The 22,148-nt window shown below is 55.6% G+C and carries 20 protein-coding genes and 3 pseudogenes; 13 read left to right on the forward strand and 10 right to left on the reverse strand.

What is annotated here, in order from left to right; all coding sequences use genetic code 11:
- Positions 1-75 precede the first annotated feature (75 nt).
- On the reverse strand, positions 76-915 hold the full coding sequence (locus tag Poly21_RS06575; protein ID WP_302117878.1) for a reverse transcriptase domain-containing protein: 840 nt from the start codon (positions 913-915) through the stop codon (positions 76-78).
- Positions 916-928: 13 nt separating this feature from the next.
- Between Poly21_RS06575 and Poly21_RS06580 the strand changes: the two genes are divergently transcribed.
- Together Poly21_RS06580 and Poly21_RS06585 are read left to right on the forward strand one after the other, a co-directional pair.
- Positions 929-1,192, forward strand: coding sequence for a hypothetical protein (locus Poly21_RS06580; protein ID WP_146406103.1), 264 nt, complete (start codon positions 929-931; stop codon positions 1,190-1,192).
- Positions 1,189-2,886, forward strand: coding sequence for a recombinase family protein (locus Poly21_RS06585; protein WP_146406104.1), 1,698 nt, complete (start codon positions 1,189-1,191; stop codon positions 2,884-2,886). The genes Poly21_RS06580 and Poly21_RS06585 overlap by 4 nt, the downstream gene beginning before the upstream one ends.
- Before the next feature lie 12 nt (positions 2,887-2,898).
- Here the strand turns inward: Poly21_RS06585 and Poly21_RS28225 are convergent.
- Positions 2,899-3,648: pseudogene (locus Poly21_RS28225) on the reverse strand (reverse transcriptase domain-containing protein); the annotation flags it as partial.
- A 772-nt stretch (positions 3,649-4,420) separates the two neighbouring features.
- Between Poly21_RS28225 and Poly21_RS28230 the strand changes: the two are divergent.
- The 3 genes and pseudogenes from Poly21_RS28230 to Poly21_RS06610 form a co-directional block, all read left to right on the forward strand.
- A pseudogene (locus tag Poly21_RS28230) lies at positions 4,421-4,615 on the forward strand (phage integrase N-terminal SAM-like domain-containing protein); the annotation flags it as partial.
- Between the two features lie 60 nt (positions 4,616-4,675).
- Positions 4,676-4,933, forward strand: a complete 258-nt coding sequence (locus tag Poly21_RS28235) for a tyrosine-type recombinase/integrase (RefSeq protein WP_367302530.1) — start codon at positions 4,676-4,678, stop codon at positions 4,931-4,933.
- Positions 4,824-5,414 (forward strand): annotated as a pseudogene (locus Poly21_RS06610) (IS91 family transposase); the annotation flags it as partial. The gene Poly21_RS28235 and the pseudogene Poly21_RS06610, both read left to right, overlap by 110 nt.
- Before the next feature lie 27 nt (positions 5,415-5,441).
- Here Poly21_RS06610 and Poly21_RS27165 read toward each other — a convergent pair.
- The 6 genes from Poly21_RS27165 to Poly21_RS06630 all read right to left on the reverse strand — a co-directional run bounded on the left by Poly21_RS27165 (position 5,442) and on the right by Poly21_RS06630 (position 8,553).
- Entirely contained in the window at positions 5,442-5,645 is a 204-nt protein-coding gene (locus Poly21_RS27165) for a hypothetical protein (protein ID WP_302118515.1), read from the reverse strand.
- The gene (locus Poly21_RS27170; RefSeq protein ID WP_302118516.1) at positions 5,642-6,070 is read right to left on the reverse strand and encodes a DUF6932 family protein; all 429 of its coding nucleotides are present in this window, start codon (positions 6,068-6,070) and stop codon (positions 5,642-5,644) included. The genes Poly21_RS27165 and Poly21_RS27170 overlap by 4 nt, the downstream gene beginning before the upstream one ends.
- Positions 6,071-6,134: 64 nt before the next feature.
- Positions 6,135-6,851: a hypothetical protein gene (locus Poly21_RS06615; RefSeq protein ID WP_146406105.1), complete on the reverse strand. Its 717-nt coding sequence runs from the start codon at positions 6,849-6,851 to the stop codon at positions 6,135-6,137.
- A gap of 151 nt (positions 6,852-7,002) precedes the next feature.
- Complete coding sequence (locus Poly21_RS06620) at positions 7,003-7,326, reverse strand: 50S ribosome-binding protein YggL (protein ID WP_302117883.1); 324 nt, start codon at positions 7,324-7,326, stop codon at positions 7,003-7,005.
- Positions 7,327-7,423: 97 nt separating this feature from the next.
- The gene (locus Poly21_RS06625) at positions 7,424-7,888 is read right to left on the reverse strand and encodes a hypothetical protein (protein WP_146406107.1); all 465 of its coding nucleotides are present in this window, start codon (positions 7,886-7,888) and stop codon (positions 7,424-7,426) included.
- A gap of 110 nt (positions 7,889-7,998) precedes the next feature.
- Positions 7,999-8,553, reverse strand: a complete 555-nt coding sequence (locus Poly21_RS06630; RefSeq protein WP_146406108.1) for a hypothetical protein — start codon at positions 8,551-8,553, stop codon at positions 7,999-8,001.
- On the opposite strand from Poly21_RS06630, the gene Poly21_RS06635 reads away from it, so the two are divergent.
- Both Poly21_RS06635 and Poly21_RS06640 read left to right on the forward strand, forming a co-directional pair.
- On the forward strand, positions 8,547-9,308 hold the full coding sequence (locus Poly21_RS06635) for a hypothetical protein (RefSeq protein WP_146406109.1): 762 nt from the start codon (positions 8,547-8,549) through the stop codon (positions 9,306-9,308). The genes Poly21_RS06630 and Poly21_RS06635 overlap by 7 nt on opposite strands.
- A 27-nt stretch (positions 9,309-9,335) precedes the next feature.
- The gene (locus Poly21_RS06640) at positions 9,336-9,782 is read left to right on the forward strand and encodes a tyrosine-type recombinase/integrase (protein WP_302117886.1); all 447 of its coding nucleotides are present in this window, start codon (positions 9,336-9,338) and stop codon (positions 9,780-9,782) included.
- Positions 9,783-10,056: 274 nt separating this feature from the next.
- Here Poly21_RS06640 and Poly21_RS27175 read toward each other — a convergent pair whose 3' ends face one another.
- Complete coding sequence (locus Poly21_RS27175) at positions 10,057-13,605, reverse strand: sulfatase-like hydrolase/transferase (protein ID WP_436967476.1); 3,549 nt, start codon at positions 13,603-13,605, stop codon at positions 10,057-10,059.
- A 236-nt stretch (positions 13,606-13,841) separates the two neighbouring features.
- Between Poly21_RS27175 and Poly21_RS06655 the strand changes: the two genes are divergently transcribed.
- The 3 genes from Poly21_RS06655 (at position 13,842) to Poly21_RS27180 (ending at position 17,970) form a co-directional block, all read left to right on the forward strand.
- Complete coding sequence (locus tag Poly21_RS06655) at positions 13,842-14,765, forward strand: helix-turn-helix domain-containing protein (protein WP_146406110.1); 924 nt, start codon at positions 13,842-13,844, stop codon at positions 14,763-14,765.
- A 342-nt stretch (positions 14,766-15,107) separates the two neighbouring features.
- Positions 15,108-17,585 (forward strand): family 78 glycoside hydrolase catalytic domain, encoded by a 2,478-nt coding sequence (locus Poly21_RS06660; protein ID WP_302117889.1) that lies wholly within the window; start codon positions 15,108-15,110, stop codon positions 17,583-17,585.
- Between the two features lie 217 nt (positions 17,586-17,802).
- A complete protein-coding gene (locus Poly21_RS27180) occupies positions 17,803-17,970 on the forward strand; it encodes a hypothetical protein (RefSeq protein ID WP_302117890.1) in 168 nt (55 codons plus the stop codon).
- Between the two features lie 39 nt (positions 17,971-18,009).
- Here the strand turns inward: Poly21_RS27180 and Poly21_RS06665 are convergent, their stop codons facing one another.
- Complete coding sequence (locus Poly21_RS06665; protein WP_146406111.1) at positions 18,010-18,900, reverse strand: helix-turn-helix domain-containing protein; 891 nt, start codon at positions 18,898-18,900, stop codon at positions 18,010-18,012.
- 226 nt (positions 18,901-19,126) lie between these two features.
- On the opposite strand from Poly21_RS06665, the gene Poly21_RS06670 reads away from it, so the two are divergent.
- The 3 genes from Poly21_RS06670 to Poly21_RS06680 all read left to right on the forward strand — a co-directional run bounded on the left by Poly21_RS06670 (position 19,127) and on the right by Poly21_RS06680 (position 22,113).
- Entirely contained in the window at positions 19,127-20,416 is a 1,290-nt protein-coding gene (locus Poly21_RS06670) for an L-rhamnose isomerase (protein WP_146406112.1), read from the forward strand.
- A 72-nt stretch (positions 20,417-20,488) separates the two neighbouring features.
- On the forward strand, positions 20,489-21,919 hold the full coding sequence (locus Poly21_RS06675; RefSeq protein ID WP_146406113.1) for a purine-cytosine permease family protein: 1,431 nt from the start codon (positions 20,489-20,491) through the stop codon (positions 21,917-21,919).
- Complete coding sequence (locus tag Poly21_RS06680; protein ID WP_146406114.1) at positions 21,916-22,113, forward strand: hypothetical protein; 198 nt, start codon at positions 21,916-21,918, stop codon at positions 22,111-22,113. The genes Poly21_RS06675 and Poly21_RS06680 overlap by 4 nt, the downstream gene beginning before the upstream one ends.
- Positions 22,114-22,148 lie beyond the last annotated feature (35 nt).

Consider the following 22,148-nt stretch of genomic DNA (forward strand, 5'->3'; position numbering starts at 1 on the left):
TTGGATTTTAGAGGATCGCGGTAGGGACGGCTGTTGCCAGCCGCCCCCCGCACAGATCCGTACGTGAGCCTTGACTCATACGGCTCCTGCCGCAAGTCGGGCGTGAAATCTTACGCTGGGATAGGGGTGCAGTATCGTCAGCTCAGGTAAGTACCGTTCAAACATCGCAGTAAAACGATCCCAAGTCCAGCGGTGGCGTTGGCTTCGTCGTCGAAGCTGATGCACCCACATTTTCTTGATCTCGTCGCTAAACTGTTCCAGTCTCTCGTGGTTTCCAGGAACGGCATAATACTGCAACCAGCCCTGGATCACTTGCCTCAGCCATCTTCCAACTTCACCAATCGAGTGATGACGACGCTTCCGTAACTCCTCTTTGATCTTCGCCAGGGATGCCCGCATCCGCTTCGCGATCGTTTCTCTGCGAAGTGCGAACCAGCCTGCCTGGGTCACATCGCAGCGATGCGTGAAGCCAAGAAAGTCAAACGTTTCCGGTCGACTTTTACCGCGAGCCTGGCGACGTCGGGCCGCATGGCGGCCAAACTCGATCAGCCGGGTTTTCTTGTCGTGCAGTTTCAAACCGAACTTGGCGAAACGAGTTCGGAGGTCATCCAAACAACGCTGCGCGTCATCCTTACGTTCAAAGCCAATCACGAAATCATCGGCGTAGCGGATCACGACAACTTCGCCGCAAGCACGCCGCTTTCGCCACCATTTTATCCATAGATCAAACACATAGTGCAGGAACACGTTCGCCAGTAGTGGTGAAATCGCTCCTCCAACGATATTGCAAACAATGGCGGTTTCTTGGATAGATTGATCCCAAGGACGGCGTTGTCGACGGCGTATGGCGATGGCTGGAAGTCGCCGTAAGCTGTTTTCAAGCAAGTGTTTACAGATTGATTGCAAATGTCTCATGGAGGAGATTCCGATGGCAAAGCCTGCCAAACTCAAACCCGACAGCCAATCCATTGCTGTCATTCGTAGTTACCACCCAATTCGGATCGAACGCGAGTTGCTCGATCAGGTTTTTGATCTGGCCGAGCGTGGTTGCTCCGCCGGTAACAGCGGCGTTGCCAGACTCCGTTTGGACGCTGATACGATCGACGACCAGCGGACCGAGCCTTCGAAGCAACACGACTTTGGTGCTCAGAGCGTGCCGCAGCAACGGGATCAACTGGAGGCTGTCGCATGACGACTCATTCCAATTCAAACGTCGAAGCGGCCATCTACGGGCGAGTCTCATCAGACGCGCAGGCTCAAGAGCAAACCATCGAATCTCAAGTTGCCGACATACGTCGAAAAGTGAGTCAAGACAAAGCGTTGCTGCAAGACAAGAACTGCTTTCTCGATGACGGTGTGAGCGGATCAACGCTTCATCGGCCAGCGCTCGAACGACTGCGAGACGCAGCATACGTTGGTCAGTTTCAAAGGCTCTATGTTCATTCGCCCGATCGACTGGCACGCAAGTATGCCTATCAAGTTTTGATCGTTGATGAATTGCAAAAGCTGGGCATTGAACTCGTGTTTCTCAACCGCGCGATCGGTGCCAGTCCTGAAGAAGATTTGCTGTTGCAGATGCAAGGCATGTTCGCTGAATACGAACGCGCCAAGATCATGGAACGCAGTCGTCGTGGCAAGCGTCACGCGGCCACTCGCGGCAGCGTCAACGTATTGTCGGCAGCACCGTATGGATACCGATACATCACCCGTCGTGAAGGCGATGGGCAAGCCGCTTATGAAATTATTGAGGAACAAGCGACTGTTGTCCGGCAGGTGTTTCAGTGGGTCGGTCGCGATCGACTGTCGATTGGTGAAGCGACGCGGCGGCTAACGAAGTCGGACACCGTGACGGCGACAGGCAAAGCCACATGGGATCGAACCACAGTGTGGGGAATGCTTAAAAACACTGCATATAAAGGCTCTGCAGCGTTCGGGAAGACACGCACGGGACCGCGTCGGCCACAGCTTCGCGCGCACCGAGGTAACTCGAAAACGCCGCGACGCACCGGCTCGACTTATGACACCGACACGAGCGAGCAGTTATCGATTCCGGTTCCTGCGATCGTTTCATCGGAGCTGTTCGATGCCGTGCAAACCCAGTTGACCGAAAACCGACAGCGTGGTCATGAGTCACGTCGTGGCGCGAAGTATCTCCTGCAAGGCTTGCTGGAATGTAGCAAGTGTGGATATGCGTTTTATGGCAAACCAGTCAGTCGCACGAGTGCGAAAGGCAAGGTGCGTTCTTACGCCTACTATCGCTGCATCGGAACCGATGGATATCGCTTTGGCGGCAAGCGAGTCTGCGAGTGCAAACAGGTGCGCACCGACAAACTTGATGAGGCGGTGTGGAATGATGCGTGTGAGTTGTTGCGTCATCCTAAACTGCTTCGTAAAGAGTACGAGCGACGCCTGGCAGCGCCGAGCGATAGTGACTCCGTTGCATCGATCAAGAAGCAAGTCGCGTCGTCGAAACGCAGTGTGGAACGCTTGATCGATGCTTACACCGATGGTGTGCTTGATCGGGCTGAATTCGATCCTCGCTTAAAGCGTGCGCGTGACCGTCTAGCGAAGCACGAACGGCAATTGCAGACTCTTGAATCTGAGTCGCGAGAGCAGTCGACGTTGCGTGAGTCGTTGTCGTGCGTAGACAGCTTCTGCGAATCCGTGGGCACGAACCTGGAATCCGCTGACTGGACACTGCGTCGCGAGATTCTGCGAACACTGATTGACAACGTCGTTGTCGAGCCAGATCAAATTCGGATCGTGTACCGAATCAACTTCCCCCTTTTTGCGAAGAAAACTAGCAAAAACGGAAAAGAGAAAGTTTTGCACTTTTGTTGGAGGAGCGCTCACCGCACCTTGGGGCGTCCCTACGGTTGTAGCTGACCATTGTCCATCGTCACTGACTCCCGCGCGGAGCCATTTACGAATTAACCAAAGGATTCGATTGTCGGCGATGCGGTGCTCTAAGAATTTAATCAACCACTCGTGGTCAATCGTGTCGAAGAAGCCTTCTACATCACCATCTAATACCCAGTTCACCTTTCTGTCCGAGAAGCCAACATTGAGCGCATCGAGCGCCTGATGCTGACTTCGTCCGGGCCGGAAACCATAACTGAAATTGGCAAAGTCCACTTCGTAGATGCTCTGCAATACCCAAACAACCGCTTTTTGGACTAGCTTGTCCTCGAGGGACGCTATTCCGATTGGTCGCTGTTGACCGTCCGGCTTGGGGATATAGATCCTCTTCGATGGTCTCGCCCTATAGGCTCCGCGGTGAATACGACCGTGGAGGTCCGCAATCCGATCCTCCAGGCCGATTTCGTAGTCCTGCCATGTGACCTCATCGACGCCCACAGCGGATTTCTTCTTCAGAGCGAAGAAGGCTTCCATTAGGGTTTGTTCGTCGACATGGTGTAACAAGGACGTGAATCGAAACTCGGGGTGTGTCCGAGCCTTGATACGCACGCCCGTCAGTCCGAGGGACCTTCGATTTATCCGCTTCAGAGGGCGGTCGAGGTCAGACTGCTGGGCGTTCCTTTTGGCTAAGTCCCTTTCCTCGACGGAGTCCGCTACTGGTTCAGCTCCAGCATTGTTCCCCCGCGTCGACGGTACTACGGACTTATCTGCCATCCCATCCGCGTTCATACCAGAATTTCCCTCGGAGAGGTTCGCTGGCCGCCCTGGTCGTGTGTCATCGCGACATGACCCCAGGGGCAAATGGGACTTCCCGGTTCTCGCGTTTGGAATTTTCCACGCATGCACAGGCTCTTCGACTCCGCCATGCCCAAGCTATCCTCACCTTGACGGTATAGTTGGTGTTGTCTTCCCGACGCACATGACACGGTCGGCACATGGAGGACCTGATTTCGGAGCTCAATTAGCTGGCCTACGCTTCCCCCTGCGCGGACGCTCAGTGCGATGTTGTTGCCTTCATCGCTCCTCCGCCGGAGGCCGAAGTAGTTGGCTAGACCTTCCTCGTAAGAAACTCTCATTCTCTATTCCAAACCGGTTTTATCCCGGCACTCCATGGCGGTGGCGTCGGAAATTTTGTCACGCTGATGTCAACCGATCAGGTTTCACGTGCGGAAGGGGTGGAAGTAAGCTCAGCCGCTGGGCGATTCTACAAGCAATATCCTGGTCGAACTGGACCCGAAAGGTGCCTTGGGCTGGCGGCGTCTGCGCCAGCCTTCAGCGTTATTTCTGCTACGGCCTCCTTCAATTCGGACGCCACCGCCATACCTCCAAAATCCAACATGCTGGATCTACCCACGATAATCCCGGATGGACCCCCAAATCCTCGCGATACTTCGACGGCTCACTCTATCAGATGATGAGCGAAGACCTGCAACTGGCTGGCTTCAGCAAACGAACCGTACACGGATACCTGCGAGCCGTCAGGTAACTCGCTGATTGGGCGCGAACTCAGCCCGGTCGGATCACCGAGCAGCAACTCCGACACTACTTTCTCTACCTCAAAAACGAAAAATGCTTCGCCTACGGATCTATCCGCGTCGCATTCTCCGGCATCAAGTTCTTTTACACTCGAACTTGCAAGGGTGACCGGGAAACTCTCGCCACCATGAAGCTACAGCAGGCCAGGACCCTCCCCTAAGTTCTCACTATTGATCAGGTCCACGCCATCATCGACGCGTGTCGTGTCGAATGTATTGCCTTGTTCTACTGGACCATCTACTCGATGGGCCTCCGACTCGACGAGACCAGGAACCTGCAGGTCGGTGATGTTGATGGCAAACGCATGATGGTTCACATTCACCGTGGCAAGGGAGCCAAAGATCGGTACGTACCGCTGCCAGCGGAAACACTTCTTGGTTACTTTCACAGTGCCCCGGGAGATTGGCTCGGTGCTGCGCGTCCATCAACGCGAAGGCTACCGAAGTCTGTTCGATGCCAGCAGCCAGAGCATCCGTGATGTTGGTGCGGCAACCAAGAGCTTGAAAGGATGTCAGCTCGGCTATTTCGGGGTGCTGCATACTTGGGGGCGTGACCCAGCGGTCTATCATCCTCACGTTCACTATATCGTTCCCGGCGGCGGAGTGAAGTTTGATACTGACGGACAGCCTGAGGCTTGGCAGAGCACACCGAAGAATTTTCTATTTCATCATGGCACGCTGGTGCAAGTCTACAAGGCGAAGCTTGCCGATGAACTGCGAGCTTGCGAGTTGTACGACCGCGTCCCGGTGTCGGCTTGGGCCAAGAAGTTTGTCGTCGACATTCAAGCCGTCGGCCATGGCCTTGCCACGTTAAAATACTTGGCCCCCTACGTGCATCGCGTTGCACTCAGTGACAAGCGAATCGTGAAAGTAGACGACTCATCGGTGACTTACACGGTGCGTCCATCGAAGTCCACGTCCACAGTGACGCGGACTGTTAAGGGAAAAGCATTCGTAGAAGGCTCCATATCATTGCTTGGTTCGCCGCTAGCTGGACGGAGACGAGCGAGCCTCCTCGCTGCCCTCGTAGACGCCAAGCTCTTCGTTCAGTCTAGAAATGAGTTTCCGGATTCCGGCCTTGGTGAACCCTTTTTCGCCAATGGGATGCTCGCGCTGCAACACCTCCAGGCGATCTTGGAGATCGCGGAGTTCGGTTTGCGCTTTTTCGTACTCGGTTTGCGTAGTAATCAAATCTCAATCTCCACGACGCCTTTGCGTCGGCCATCAGGCTCGCGGGTTCGACTAAAGAATTCTAACCAATCCTCCCAGTCGCGTCGATCTTCTGCGGCGAAGATTTCTTCGGGACGCCGCGTCAGGAGCACCGTTTCCAGTTCCATCGCCTCGAAACTACCATTGGACACTCGCGAGACGAAATCATCGGGTAGCCAAATGACCGCATCCACATCATTGGGCTCAGGATTCGAAGTCACGAAACTGCCGTCAACGAACAGGCGACGAGCGGAAACAGCACGAGCAAGGTCAACCCACCGTCGCAACCGAGGAGCAAGGCGTTTGCGTCGCGGTGTGTCAGAGCCGAATCGGAACGTCACCTCGGCTTCCGTTGCGAGGTGAAGCCCTTCGGGCAAATATCCATCGTCGCGGAAGTCGGGAATCATCGTCGAAGTGTCAATCCAAGGTCAGATCGGCGAACGGCGGCGTTAACGCGGTGGGCGCGTTGGACTATGACTTCAAGACCGGCGTGATCGCCCGCTCGCGTTCAACGTTTGGTTCTGTGCCTTTGTCGTGGCGACTGTAGTCTAAATAGAGGGCGACAATCATGACGCACAAGAGTGCAGCATACCACCAACCCATGTGCGTGCGAAATAGGATGCGGAAAAACGTGAGATCATCGACGTAGAGATACGAGCAGTATAGCACGGCAACAAACATCAGGAAGGAAAACCACACGATCGGTTTCCGTATGTCGGATGAAGAACGATATGACAAGCCAAAGGCGATCAACCCAGCAATCAGATTTGAGACTGAGAATATGTGAAGGTCAGCGATCAAGGCGTTCAGAGTATCGTCGTAAAATGTCCGTATCTCGTTTTTGATTGCAGCGACCTTTTCGATCAGTGGGTTCGCGTTTGCCACCGGTGCATCGCGTAGCTGCTGCCGGGTCAGATCGGCAATGTAAGCGCTGGGATCGTTTTGATAGTCCGCAATCTCACGTCGGATGGCAGTCTCATGGTCGTCCGACAGGAGTTTCTTGACCAGTGGTGAATCGAGTGCCTCGTCAGCCACGTCCACGACAGGCTTGGAATAGTCGAGCGTCTTCTCGGTTACGAAATCGCGAGCAAGAGAGTCGAGGTGCTGTCGGGCGACAAACGTGTAAGCAAGGAAGCAGATGAAGAAAGCGACGACGATCAAGTTGAGCGCTAGTGTCGTTTTACGCATGGATCATCTTTGCCACAGACCGGTAGACATCACGGGGGGACGGAGAGTTGATTCTCCAGTCCAGCAACCGCCGAAAGCCGTCCTCCTGTGCATGTTATGGTTCGCCGCGATTGCGTCGGTGACATTGTAACAAGACTGACGGCCAGCGTGTCTACGACGACCAACCGTACCATGCATCACGCAGCGGACCAGCCTGCGCGTTCAGCACGTCCGGATGCTGATTGAGCCAGTCGAGCACGGTCCGCCGATCGGATTCGGTTGCTGACCCACGGCATGGACCTTGGACGATCCCGGACCAAAGGCTGTTCCCACCGCCGCCAAATTGGAGGCCGTTGGACTCGATCATGTCGATGAACATGTCCGTCAGCGAATTGATGTCATCGTTGCTGAGCGCTGGCGACATCTCAAATGTCAGCTCGAAGCAGTCTTCGCGGAACTCGCCAAGTCTGCGTTTCTTACGCAGGCGTTTTTTCACGTGCAGCCATTTTTAGTCGGGGAACGACCGGCATCACCGGGCCGGGCCGAGAGACGTTTGATCTGCCAGAAACCGTGACGCCCGGCTCTAGTGCTATTCATTGTTCTCCGCCGGTTTCAATCCCTCCAGCGTCTACTGCGGAAATGCGACGACATGCGAGCCAGCACAGACCAACGGTATACACGATTGCCGCAGTGGGAGGAGTTGAGATCATAGCAGATTGGCTCTGGAGGGCGAACAGTACAACCGCAAGCGATGCAAATAGAATTATCGCAACGCTACGGAAGCGAAGGTATCGCAACGATACCGCCCTCGCGCAGTACCAAGAAAGCAATCCGAACGCACCACCGACCACGATATACAGACGAAAGAAAAACGGGACGTCAATATCGTAGAACGGGTCAATTACCTGGCCCAGGTAGAACCAGCCAATCGCAAGGCAGATCCATGTAGCCAAGCTGGCAATTGCGAACAGCGGTTGCGGCAAGCTGCGGTACAGGCTCGAACGCCCAGGCATCGAATCCGCAGCAACAGCCGGTGGCGTGTAGGGATTTACGTTCATTCAAGTGGCGAACGCTGGCGATCACCGAGCCGCCGGAGAAACACTCTCCATTGGCAAACCGCGCGATCGGCGGCTTCGTGTGCATCGCGTTGTTCGTCAGCATTTCGGGGCTACGGAATGGCTGGCATTCGCAGCACCGGCATGAACCGTGATTGTAATTCGTCAAAGTGCTGTCGTACATCTGCCCACGGTTCAAGTGAAAGTTCTGTCGCGAGCATGTCTAGGATTTTGGGAGCGCGATCATCAAAGTCATCATCGTCGATTCCCTGATAGTAGGCCATCGTGTCGTCAAAGAGCAGGTGCAGATTTGCGAGGTTCGCGTATCCATTGCGACAACCTAGGCATAAAAAATCGTGCAGCGTTTCCCCAACAATGAAGTTTGGCGACTCGAACGCCATTGGTATTGTGAGAACAATAGGTGCCATTGGGTCTACTACGTGAGAATCGGTCACGCAACCGACGTGTATGCCATCGACGCCGAGGCCAGCGATCGTCAACGAATTGGTGGGAGTACATCTGTAGCCGGCATTCTTGGGTGGATCATTCAAGAAGAGCCCAATCGCACCAAGTCCAACGTCGAGGTAGTCGTGCGGAAATCTTGCCGCAGCAAGTTCGTGCACACGGCGCAATCCAGTCAGATCGATCTGTTTGGGTGCTGATGCCATGCTCTATTGCTGACGAACGAGGTAATTATCGCCGGTTGGCGGGGACGTCACCCGGCGATAAGGAGCTCGTGGGACGATTATCGCCGGTTGGACCTTCGGTTCCCTCGGTGACACGGGGAGTGTTATCGCCGGTTCGAGGGAATATTATCGCCGGTTGGCGTCTGCTGAGTATGGGGGGTCTGGATTCTTGGGTCAAGCAAAATCCTGTACCCATTTCGGGCGTAAGACTTTACTTACTCTGCGGACATGCGAAGAATCAGCTCGGTCGTGCTGCGGCGATGCAGTACGGCGGAGAGGACGCCCCCAGTCCTTGGAACGCCCCTAGCTCGCATCAAAAATGGTCGTGGAAGAGGGCGGTGGTCGTCACTGGGAGGCTGCGGGTAGTTGGGACGGAATCTGCTCTGTACGATCGACTCGGCGAGTTCCGCGTTGCCGTGTCGGGGGAGTTCACACCAGGCGATGTGATTGAGTTTCTCCGCGACCACGTGCGGCGCAAGACGCCTGCTTGGAAGCGTCTGAAGATCATTCAGTCGCTGATCTGTTATCGTCGCTACGTTCAGGCGGCACCGTTCGATGACCTGAGGTTCACTCAAACGCAACTCAAAAGTCTCGCTCGTACTGAGAGGGTTAAAGAAGAGCGACTGAGAGAATCAGGCGAGGTCACGGTTGACGAGATCGAAGACGTTATCGGCTTTATCGATCCAAGGGAGCCGGATGTGATTCAGAACCTGCGTCGTGCGATACGGGGGCGTTAGGACGCGCCCGAGGCTGAACGAGCGTACGTGTCGAATGTGAAGGCGTTCATGCGTGAACGGGGGCTGCGACGTCATCACTTGCACAAGGATACGTTCCCAGCAAACTTGCGCGCGGCGGTCAAGAAGGCGGAGATTCACAAGCATGTCAGTTCGCATGTGTTTCGGCACAGCTTTGCCACGCGTCTGCTGCGTGAGGGAACCGACATTTGCACGATCCAGGAGTTGCTCGGTCACGCGGACATCAAGACGACGCGGATTTACTCGCACTCGCTCAACCGCGAGGACGTGAAGGCAATCAGCCCGCTGGCCCGGATGACGTCGAGTCATCAAACGATTCCGGCGAACCTCGATGCCGCTGACGCTGCCGCGAGAGACTTGGTGCAAGCGGACGCGAGTGGCGATAGTTCGGCAGTTGAATGCTCGGTCGCGGAGCCAGCAAATCCCGAGCATGTCGCGACTTGCGAGAACGCGTGAAATGCTCGCGAGGTGACGGCGTTGGCGAGGGAACTATCAGCACCCAAGGGTCACACGCTGACGCGTCGCAATGCGGGGCCCGGCGACACGGCGGCGAAACGCGTGAGTGAAGCCGAGCCAGGACCCGCAGCGTCATTGGCGGGGCCACCGCGAAATCGATTGAGGTGGTGGAATCACGTGGCAAGTTGGGCGTTCCAGCGAGCCTCCGTCATCGTGGGAGGTTTCCTGTCACTGAGCTGATCGATCTTTAGCGTGCGGGGACGCTTCTCGCTCTTCATTCACTCAGCGGTACGGGGTTCTCCACGAACGCGGCGGGCCGACTGTTTGCGGCGATGTCGTTGGCGAAGCGTTGCAAATGCTGTTCGAGCTGCTGTACGACCTCCGGATGCGAATCGATGACATTGTTGCGCTCGCCGATGTCGCTCTCGAGGTCATATAGCTGCGTGGGCTTTCCATTTCTGACATGCAGCTTCCACCTCCCGGATCTCACCGCCTGCAGCTGATTACCACTGTGGTAAAAGAAGGCGTCGTGGGGCGTTGGCGCCTCGCCGATGAGCGTGGGCCAAATGTCTTTGCCGTCGATTACCCGATCTGTCGGGATCGCTACGTCGGCCAGCTTGGCGAAGGTGGGGAGTAAGTCCATGGTCGTCATGAGCTGGTCATTGGCTTTACCCGCCGGAATCTTCCCCGGCCAGCGGACGACCGTGGGCTCTCGCATGCCGCCTTCGAGCGTAGTGCCTTTATGGCCACGCAATGGGCCTGGACTGGCGAAGATCGTATTCTTGGGCGGACCGTTGTCGGAGGTGAACAGCACCAGCGTGTTTTCATCGAGGCCATTGGCTTTCAGCGTGTCGAGGATTCTCCCGACGGACCAGTCGATTTCTGCGATTGCCTGGCGGAAAAGTTTGTGCCGCGTCTGATAGTCAACATTGCCGTCTTCTTCCGACAATTTTGCCACAACATCGCCAGCGACGTCTGTTAGAAACGGCGGCGAAACGTGTAACGGAGCGTGGGGAATCGGATGGGGAATATACAGAAAAAAAGGGTGATCCTGCTGTTTTTCGATGAACGCAACCGCCCGCTCTGTGATCCGCTTCGTCAAGAAATCGGCGTCGGGGTCTAATTCGATGACGGTCTCACCATCGAGCAGCGGCAATGGCGGGAAATGATAGTGACTTTGTCTCGGGTGAAACGGGTGGATGTCATGGCTGAAGGGCAGACCAAAGAATTCATCAAACCCCTGTTTCGTCGGTAGAAACTCTGGCTGATCGCCGAGGTGCCATTTGCCGAACATCCCGGTATGGTATCCTGCCGTCCTTAAGACTTCGGCGATCGTAATTTCAGCTGGGTTCAAACCTTTCCGGTCCCCAGCGAGAAGGACTCCGAAGTCGGACCCCATCGCCATGTCGATCCGTTTGGGATAGCACCCCGTCATCAGCGCTGCCCGCGATGGCGTGCAAACTGGGGCGGCCACATAGAAGCTAGTCAGCCGAGACCCCTCAGCCGCCATTTGATCAATCCGAGGTGTGCTGACGTGTCCGCCGCCAAAACAACTCAGATCACCGTAACCCTGGTCATCGGTAAAGATAACCACAAAGTTCGGCCGGCGATTTGGTTCCCGATCATCCTGCAAGTCATGTGCTGGGTGCGGCGTCATGTCCGCAAACTCTGCCAGCACCTCCCCATCAAACTGGAAGTGATCAACGGTGATGTGCCCCCAGCCACCGGTCGATTGATCGACAACCTTCAGAAAAAGTTTCTTGCCTACGTGAGGTGCGAGATCCCAGTGGCCCCTTTGCATCACTTGGTCGTTGATCCCACTTGACCTTTGCAGCTCGGTGCCGTCTGCCAGGCATAATGCCACATAGGTGTCCTGACCGCGGCCTCCGCCGACACGGAATGTCATCGCACCGCCAGCGGGAATGAACAGCGGCGACACAATCACTCCGGTTTGCGAGTCCGTTCCTGTGGTGGCGTCAGGGCTACCTTCGAGCGTCGTCAGGTAATACTCACCTTGCTTGTTGTACTCTCCTTTATTTCGAAAGAAATGATCGCGGCTACCAATTGGGTGTCCGAATTCTCCTTGCACCACCTTCCACGGTCTCAGCTCGCCCGACTCGAAATCGAAGGACGCGCCCCGCGTGCTGGGAATTGCTGGTATTTTCAGTGCAGCATCGCGTGGTGCTGGCGGCTTCACTTTTTTATTGCCCGACGGTCGGGGCGGCGTGTAGCTGGCCAGCAGTTGGCTCATTTCTTTGACCACCTCGGGATATTCGTTGTGAAGGTTCTGCGTCTGGCTGGGATCAGTATCCAAATCATACAGCTGAGCGTACGGCGCATCCGCCTTGTACGTACCATTCTCAAAATCGCTGTTCAGGCTTCCAACAAATGACGCACAGACCGGTCCGCCCGCGGCATGAACACCAGGCCGGCCAGAGAAACCTCCCGAGCCACGAGCGTCGATATACACCCACTTCCCCTTGCGAACCGCTAGATGAGTGGGCTTGTGAGGGCAGAGCACCAGGGTGTCTCGCAAGGGCGACTCAGGTTCACTGATCATGGCGGGTAGAACGTTCACACTATCAGCAAGCTGGTCGGGGTCGAGGGGTTGCTGGGTGAGGGCGGCAAAGGTGGCCAACATATCGACACCACTGATCAGCTGCGTTGAAGTGGTCCCTGGATCGATGCGGCCGGGCCACCAGGCGATGAACGGAACCCGGTGCCCGCCTTCCCAGACACCAAACTTGAATCCCAGCAGATCACCATTGATCCGATGCCCCATCTGGAATGCCTTCTGCCCACCGTGATTGAACATGCCACCGTTATCACTGGTGAAAATTACTAAGGTATTGTCAGCTACCCCTTGCTCCTCGAGCGTCGTCATGACCTCGCCAACAATCCAATCGAGTTCGTGAACAAAGTCACCGTACAGGCCACACTGACTGGTTCCTTGGAAACGCGGAGCCGGTGTGAACGGGTGATGGATATTCGTCGTGGCCAGGTAGAGAAAAAACGGCTGGTCCGACTGCTCACGGATCCAGCTCGTCGCTCGTTCGGCCAGCGTCGTCCCCAGCCTGAAGTCGTTGTAAAGTTGATGCGCTTCAGTCGCACCGCCAAAAAAGTTAGGAACTCGATTGCCGTGTTCTTCGGTTAGCGGTGTGATTGGGCTGGCCTTGTCCCCTGGCTTTCGTCCCAGATAAACCAGCGGATCGTCGGGGACCCGGCCCACAACACGGTCATTTTCCACGAACACATACGGCGGACTGCTATTCACAACCGGCACGCCGTAAAAGTAATCGAATCCAAGATCCTGTGGCCCCGGCCGCAACGGCTGCTTCCAGGTGTTTGCTTTCGTACCAAATCCAAGATGCCACTTCCCCACAGCCGCGGTGTGGTAGCCACAGTTTTTAAACAAGTCGGCGATGGTCAACTTGTTAGTGTCAACCAGCAACGGCGAAGTGACCGGTGCGGGCCCCCAGATATTCTGGCGTACAGGGTACTCTCCCGTCAGCAGACCATATCGAGACGGTGTGCAGACCGCCGATGCCGAATGCGCATCGGTAAACCGCCGTCCTTCGGCCGCAAGGCGATCGATGTTGGGAGTTTGTACCTTTGTCGCCCCGTAGCACCCCAGGTCGCCGTAACCGAGATCATCAGCAAAAATCAGTACGACGTTGGGTGGCCGCTCCGCAGCATTCGTACTCGCGCTCACGAGGCCCGAAAGAATCCACGTGCTCAATAACAGCAGCGGGAAAACTCCGGATCGAACCGGCTTCGAATTTTCTGCCCTCAACCTGCGACCCCAACGAGATTCTGTGTCCATGTGCGTTCGACCCTCTAGATAGTGATGCGATTGGGCTGGGAATTGAATCCGAGGAAGCACCAAGCTTACGTCCTCCACCGTGTTACCTTTTCCACAGTTTACCTGCTCGCCTCGAACAGGAATTGGAAACCAGTGGCAACGCCCTCACATTCGCTTTACTGCACCATCACGCTGAGCGGGTCGCGTCGTCTAGAATAACCAACCGAACTGACGATGACTGCGTGGAGGCAAAACGCTTGAAGAACCAAGGACAAGAAGGCTACTACCACTATTTACCGGTCAATGACGCAGCGATTTCATGGGGTCTCTATTTGACGGGCGTGGGCCACGAGGTCGTGCCGCCCGGCGCCGAGTATCCTCCGGAAGGGCATCCTGGACTCTACCAACTCACCTGGGCGCGGGGGCGGGTGCTGCCAGAATTCCAGGTGGTTTTGATCTCTGGCGGTGAGGGTGTCTTCGAATCGGAGTACACAGAGAAGATTTCAATCACCGCCGGTCACGCATTCCTGCTCTTCCCAGGCGTCTGGCACCGCTATCAGCCATCGACTGACACCGGTTGGCATGAACACTGGATCTCCTTCAATGGCGTCATGACGCACCGCCTGCAAGAGCTCGACCTGATGCATCCGGAGCGGGCTGTCGGTCAGGTCAAGGGATACAAAGGACTCGTCAAAAGCTTTGGTCGTCTGATCCAGCGGGTCAAAGCGTCGCCCAATCAGAATTCCGTACTACTCTCGATGCAAGCCATGGCGTTGGTTGGAAGCGTGATCGAAGCGATGGCGGACCCAGGTCAGATCCCCGGCGGCAATCGGACCGTCCGCGAAAAGGAAATATCTGACCCACTGGTGGCCGACACATTGAACCTGATTTGGACGCACAGCGATCGCGCCTTCTCCGTGAAGGCTTTTGCGGATCGCTTAGCAGTGAGCCGCCGTGTGCTCGAACGACGCTTCAGTGCAGAGTTGGGGCACTCGATTTTAGAGGAAATGATCGCCTGCCGATTAAGCCGCGCCAAGCGACTGCTACGGGAAACGGACCTGGGGGTGAAGGAGGTTGCATACATCTCGGGCTTTCCCAGTGAAGAACGCATGCGGGTGACATTCAATGCGACAGAGAACATGTCACCGTCGCAGTACCGCGTCGCCGTATTTGATAGATGACTCGGGAAGTCGCAAAACAAGGGGTGATGTCACGTTGCCGGTATCGCCAACGGCGTGTAAATTCAGGACACTGGTCCTCACTAGCGAGCCAAGGATCACCATTGAGACGTTCGCTGCCCCCAGGCGGCCACTGGCGGTGAGCCGATGACGGCGTCGCTCGCCGCAAGCCATCGAGTGCATGCGGCGGCGGTTCGGCCGATTCACTAATTCACGCCGCGGAAGCAAGCGGGAGCACCACCTCTCCAGCAGTCCTGACGCACCGCTTTCTAATTGCTCGAATGCGTCTCCGCAGGGGAATACGCCGCTTGGATGCCCTCCCTACTCTTGTACCATCGAAACATCATGACCAGCCGACTTCTTTTCATCCTGATCACCGCCCTCTGCTGCGCGAGGATGAGCACGGGTCAGGACCCGCTCGCTCCATCGATCACGAAGCCTGCCGAGGATCTCGATGGAACTGTGACTTTCGAAGCCATGCTCAGTCGTGGGTACGCTCCTCTGTTTAACGGTAAAGACCTGAGCGGCTGGCGTAACCCTTATCCTCACGGCGAAGCGAAGGTGGTCGATGGGGAGATTCATCTGCTCGGCGATGACAAGTTTTTTCTAGTAACGAAGCAGAAATATTCAGACTTTCGCGTGAGTGTGGAGATTCATCTGCCCGCGGGCCCCGCCAATTCCGGCTTGATGTTTCGCTGTCACGTCGATGACGAGGCAGAGAAAAAAGTCTTTGGCTACCAAGCGGAGTGCGACGGGTCGGATCGGCGATGGTCGGGCGGACTCTTCGATGAATCGCGACGCAGATGGATATGGCCAAGTACCAAGGGGCGTTCGACGGACCAGTTTTTGGAGCACGAAGCAGAGTCGAAGGCGGCGTTTGCCAGTCCCATGATCGCCAATGCACTGCATCGAAACGGCTGGAACCAGTTCGTGATCACCTGTATCGAAGACCGCATCACGATTGAATTGAACGGGGTTCCCACGGTTGCGTTCCGCGATACCACCGATGCGTCGGGCTACATTGGCATCCAACACCACGGCGAAGATGGCCAAGTCTATCGTTTCCGGAACCTGTTCATTAAAGAGCTCCCAGTGATACCGGCCGAAGAGTCGGTGACGCTCACCGAACAAGCTCCCGTCACGGTCAAGAAGATCAATGACAACACAACGCTCGTCGATTTCGGCAAGGTCGCGTTCGGAAATATCACCATGCGGGTGCCGCAAGGTCGCGGTGGCAACGGCCGGGTTCACTTCGGCGAAAAGTTAAAGGATGGCCGCGTTGATCGGAATCCGCCCGGCACGGTTCGATACGGAGCGAGCGACTTTAGAACGGGCAGCGGCGAGATCGGCACCTGGATCGTGCCGGCGCCGGTCGACGTGCGAAACACCGAGCAGGCGGGGGCAACGCGAGCTCATCCTCCAGCCGTGTTGACGCCAAAATCTTGGCTGCCGGTCATGCCTTTTCGTTGGGTGGAAATCGAAGGTTGGCCGGGCGAGTTCAAACCAGAGTATATCGTCCGCCGAGCCGCGTTCGCATCCGATTGGAATGAAGATGCGAGCTCATTCGCATGCTCCGATGAAACGCTCAATCGAATTTGGGATCTGTGCAAATACAGCATTCAAGCCACGACTTTCGCAGGCGTTTACGTCGACGGAGATCGAGAACGCATTCCCTACGAAGCCGATGCATACCTGAATCAACTCAGCCACTACACCACCGACGACGACGTCAAAATGGCCGCGAGGTCGTTCGATTGGTTGATGGAGAACGGCACCTGGCCGACCGAGTGGGCACCCCACATGGTGTTCATGGCGTACGCGGAGTGGATGTACTCAGGAGACCGCCAGTGGCTCGAGCAGCGGTACGAATCGCTCAAAGCCAAGACGCTGATGCACCGTAGCGGAGAAGACGGGCTAGTACGAAGTTCCGATACCGATCAACAGCGGACCGATATTGTTGACTGGCCTCAAAAGGAACGCGATCAGTTCGTGTTCACGGATATCAATACCGTGGTCAATGCATTTCACATCAAGGCACTCGAGCAGATGGCCGCGATGGCTCGTGCGATCGGAAAGAACGCCGACGCGGAGGCGTTCGAATCTCGCGTCCAACTCGCCAAAGAATCGTTTCAAGCATCCCTGTTTGATGAGTCTGCCGGGATCTATCGTGACGGAGTGGGCACCGATCACAGCAGCATTCATGCAAATTTCTTTCCGCTTGCGTTCGGCCTGGTTCCAGACAACAAGATTGATGGCGTATTGAACTGGCTGGGCAAAAAGGACATGGCTTGCAGTCCATACGCGGCGCAGTATTTCATGGAAGCATTGTTTCACTACGGTAGCGACAAACAGGCTATCGAACTGATCACGGCCGATGGCGATCGCAGTTGGAAACACATGGTCAACAGCGGAACATCGATCAGCTGGGAAGCCTGGGACCTGAAATACAAACCGAATCAGGATTGGAATCACGCCTGGGGTGCTGCGCCGGCAAACCTGTTCCCGCGGTTCATACTGGGAGCCCAACCCTCTTCACCAGGTTGGGCGACAGCGACAATCCGGCCGTGCCCCGGCGGGCTGAAGCATGCCAATGGCAAGGTGCCTACTCCGCGTGGGCCGATCCACATCGATTGGAAACAAGATGCCACCTTCAAAATCTCGTTAGACCTGCCTCATGACATGGCCGCTAGCCTGGATCTCCCGGGCACGGATGCGACGTCGGGCGTGTACGCTGATGGAAAGAAGCTAGCCGCAACCTATCAGAACGGGCGCTGGATTGTTCGGGATAATATAACCGGTTCGGTGCAACTCGAAGTCAAGTGAGGGCTTGCAGCCCAACGCCGTCCGCCTCAAGTATGCCCGACCAAGAACGCCAAACAATGACGATGATTTGGTTCGCCGGTATGCGAGGCATCTCGCGCGTGCTTGCGGCCCCCACCGCGCATGCCGAGTGATTACCTGACATTGTTGTGCATCTGATCAATGACCTATCGCACGACCGCAATACGAGCTGTTCGATCTCGATGAAGACCTCCACGAGTTGAACAACCTCGCCGGTGGCTCGGAACTGACGTCCATCCAACAGGACCTGACCTCTGAGCTGAACCGGTGGATGGAGGATCAGGGCGACGAGCTGACGGTTTTCCACGAACCACTGATGCTCAATGCCCCTAAAACTTGGGTGCCACGAAAGAAGACTGAAAACTAGGGTTAGAGTGTACAAACGCAACGTGAGTCGCTTGGTGGATCATGCAGTCCAGTTGCGCAGACCCTGTCTCGCCGGCTGATTATTGCGATACTCTCGTGGCGACAAATTCATCAACGTTCTGAATTGCCGGCTGAAATAGTTGCTGTCCGTGAAGCCAACAGCCATCGCGATCTCGGTGATATTCTTCTCGCTTTGAGCAAGCAATTTACATGCTTGTCGGATCCGCAGGCGAATCAAGTAGGCAATGGGTGGGCAGCCCATCGTTGACTCGAACGCTCTTAGAAAGTTCCGACGAGACATCCCGGATATTTCAACTAATTCATCGAGCGTGATCGGGTCCGCGTAGTGACGCTCAAGAAGTGAGATTGCTTCTGCGATTCTCAGCAGCGATTTGCTCTGTGGGTTGCGGGATTGGCTATAGCAACGTGAGAGAAACGTCACCAACTGCAACAGGGTCGTCGTTGCCATCACCTCAAAGCCCGGTCCACGGTGCAGCAGTTCCTCATCAAGCTGATCGACCAAACTGATTGCACGTACCAATTCGGGCGGAGACAACTGCAAACGACTGCTGAAACCATGTCGCTTCCGCCAAGCGGGCTCGAGCGTGAACAGCGCGTGGTAACCGGAAAGGGACTGCAGATCACCGAGCGTCATTGGCAGATCAGCTGCGTCGAACAGAACATTGATCAACCGCAATTGATCCATGTTCAGATAGTCGTGTGGGCGTGCCGGCCCGATAATGAAGGTATCCCCCGTCACCAATTTGTAAGAATCCTCGCCCGTGATGTGTTCCCCTCTGCCGCCCGTGATGATCACAATTTCGGAGAACTCATGAGCATGAAGTCCAAAGGGCTCTTGAGGATCTCGCCGCTCCACGACGACGGGGAAACCATCCTCATGAAACCAGTCCTGTTTCTTTAGCACCTGCATGGAAAGCCGTCGCTGACAAGGAAGGTTTCGGCACCACCAGATACCCGAGAAGTCACTTACCGCTCCATCAAAGCCTGCCTGGACAGCCTTCTGCGGACGGCACTATTATGCTAGTTCATGGCACAATCGTCAAGGTTTCGGATTCACCGATGGCTTATCTTGTGCATCGAGTGGCTCACTGCTCACACACCCTGAACTCGCTCTCATAGCACGGGATAAAATCTGGATGACGGACGCAGCAAACATTCACAAGGCGTATGAACTTGCCGTCGAGCAATATGAATCTCTCGGTGTGAACGTGCAGAACGCGTTGAATAGATTGAGTCGCATTGCGATTTCGGTCCACTGTTGGCAAGGAGATGACGTTGTCGGCTTTGAAGGCAACGAGGGCGCATTGGGGAACGGGCTCGCCGTGACCGGAAACTACCCGGGACGGGCGAGAAACCCAGACGAACTTCGCAATGACCTGGAAGTTGCCTATTCGCTAATCCCGGGCAAACACCGATTGAACCTGCATGCTCTATATGGAGAATTCGACGGGTTCGTTGACCGCGACGCGATCGACATTGAGCACTTTCAAGGCTGGATCGACTGGGCTCGCAGCCAGGACGTCAACCTAGACTTCAATCCGAGCTTCTTTTCACATGAGAAGGCCAGTGATGGATTCACGCTGGCTCATGCCGACTCCGGCATCCGCCAATTCTGGATTGATCACGGAACCGCCTGCCGCAAAATTGCTGCGGCGATGGGGAAAGCACAGGCCAACGCTTGTATTAATAATTTTTGGGTTCCCGATGGTCTGAAGGATACTCCGGCTAACCGCAAGGAACCTCGTGAGCGACTGGCCGCTTCCCTCGACGAAATCTTCACTGAGAACTTCTCAGCCAACCAAACGCTCGATACGGTGGAGTGCAAACTGTTTGGAATTGGTAGCGAAAGCTATGTGGTCGGGTCGCACGAATTCTATATGGGCTATGCGATTTCGCGGAATAAAATGCTTTGTCTGGACGCCGGTCACTTTCACCCTTCTGAAATGATTTCGGATAAAATCTCATCAGTGCTCATGTATGTACCGCAGCTACTTCTGCATGTCAGCCGCGGAGTGCGTTGGGATAGTGACCACGTCGTGACCTATACCGATGAACTGCAAACAATCATGCAAGAGATTGTACGCGGTGAATATTTAGACCGCGTGCATATCGGTCTCGACTTCTTTGACGCGAGTATCAACCGGGTGGCGGCGTGGGCAATCGGAACACGAAACGCACTCAAGGCACTCTTGGCAGCTTTGCTGGAGCCCACCGAGATGCTCCAACAACTCGAACGTGAAGGCGACTACACTGCTCGTTTGGCACTGATTGAAGAGCAGAAGATGATGCCGCTCGGTGCGATCTGGAATCACTACTGCCAGACGGCCGGTGTCCCTGTAGGGATTGATTGGTTGGAGAAGACTCGCCAATACGAAGCGAACGTCCAATCATTGCGTGAAGTCGAGTTAGGAGCCGCAAATGTGTAGCTCAAGACCTGACGTAGCCCACGCCGACAACGTTCAAACAACGCAAGTATGTAAAAATGGGACAACAGATTAATGAGTGAAAATCATTCGAACTCAGGCGGAGAGTTTGAACGCGAACCGGTTCCCGAGTCGGCGTTGCTGGGCTCAGGAAAGTTCTGGGGCATGTATGCGGGCGAACACGCGGCGGGTACCGAGTTCATGATCGGGCCGTTGTTCTTGGCCGCGGGTGCAAGTCTTCAGGACCTACTTCTCGGCTTGTTGTTAGGTAATTTTCTCGCTGTGCTGACCTGGCGATTCCTGGTGACGCCGATCGCGATGGCAAAACGGATGACGCTGTACTATCAGCTTGAGCGAATTGCCGGCGGTTCGCTGGTCAAGTTTTACAACTTGGTCAATGGTTTGCTGTTCTGTTTTCTCGCTGGTGCGATGGTGACCGTTTCGGCATCCGCCGTGGGGGTTCCCTTTGGAATCACGTTTGACGTCCCCGACTCGATGTTTGGATTCAGCAACCCGTCGTTCACCCTATTGGTGGCGATCGTCGGTGCCGTGATCGCCGTGATTGCCGCGGGTGGATACCAACGTGTGGCACGGGTCGCGAATATCGCAGCCCCGTGGATGATCGCCGTGTTCGCTGCATGTGGCATTGTTTCACTTGCTCAAATGGAAGCCACGAGCCTCACAGCGTTCTCGGAGGGCAAGTTCTGGACCGACGCGATCGCCTTCGTCCAGGAGAAGAATGGCACCCAGACTTTCGGGTTTTGGCAGATTGTGGTTTTCGGCTGGCTTTGCAATGGAGCGATGCATTTCGGCATGGCTGATTTGTCCATCTTCCGCTTCGCCCGCAGTAAATCCTCGGGATGGGCACCGGCGATTGGGATGTTCTTGGGTCACTACATGGCTTGGATTTGCGCAGCGTTGCTCCTAGCAGCCTTGATCAAACTGACACCTGAACTCGCACTGGGGACAGATGGAAAGGTTGCCGCCAATCCGGGGTTGCTGGCGTTTCAATCGCTTGGCTGGACAGGCATTATCTGCGTCGTGATCGCCGGCTGGACGACAGCGAATCCAACCATCTATCGAGCGGGACTAGCGTTCCAAGGAATTGTACCAAAGAGCTCCCGAATCATCATGACACTCGTCGCCGGTATGGTCGCAACGATCGCAGGCGCATTTCCCAATCTCTCCGCCAAACTGCTCGACTTCGTGGGAACCTACGGGACGGTTCTTGGTCCCATGGGAGCGATCATATTCGTTGATTACTACCTCATGAAAAAGTTTGGACTACAAGACGAATATGCCGTCCACAGCGGTACGCGAGTCAACATCGCGGTGATGTTGGCATGGCTACTTCCGGTCGGCGTCGGCCTGTATCTCATTTTCGCACGCGGTTTGTTTGCCGCCTACGCAGTCATTCCTTGCTGGATTGCATGCGGGCTGATCTATCTCGTGCTTAGCAAATTCACTCAGAACTCCGTTGCCGATAATCGAGGAGCGATCCAATGAACGCGATTGCCAAAATGATTTCTGTGATCGCCCTCGGTGCGGTGATCGTTCCATGTCTGCTGTATTTTACCGGCTCGATCAGCTTGGACGCCGTCAAAGCGGCAGCGTTGGCGGGTACGATCGGCTGGTTCATGGCAACTCCGATGTGGATGAGCCGTGATCTCCCCAAAGACGCTGCCGAAGTTGAGATCTAAATCTCCGGCATGCGTCTTTCTCTACCTCGCCCCAT

The organism is Allorhodopirellula heiligendammensis (genome assembly GCF_007860105.1).
GTDB classification, from domain to species: Bacteria; Planctomycetota; Planctomycetia; order Pirellulales; family Pirellulaceae; genus Rhodopirellula; species Rhodopirellula heiligendammensis.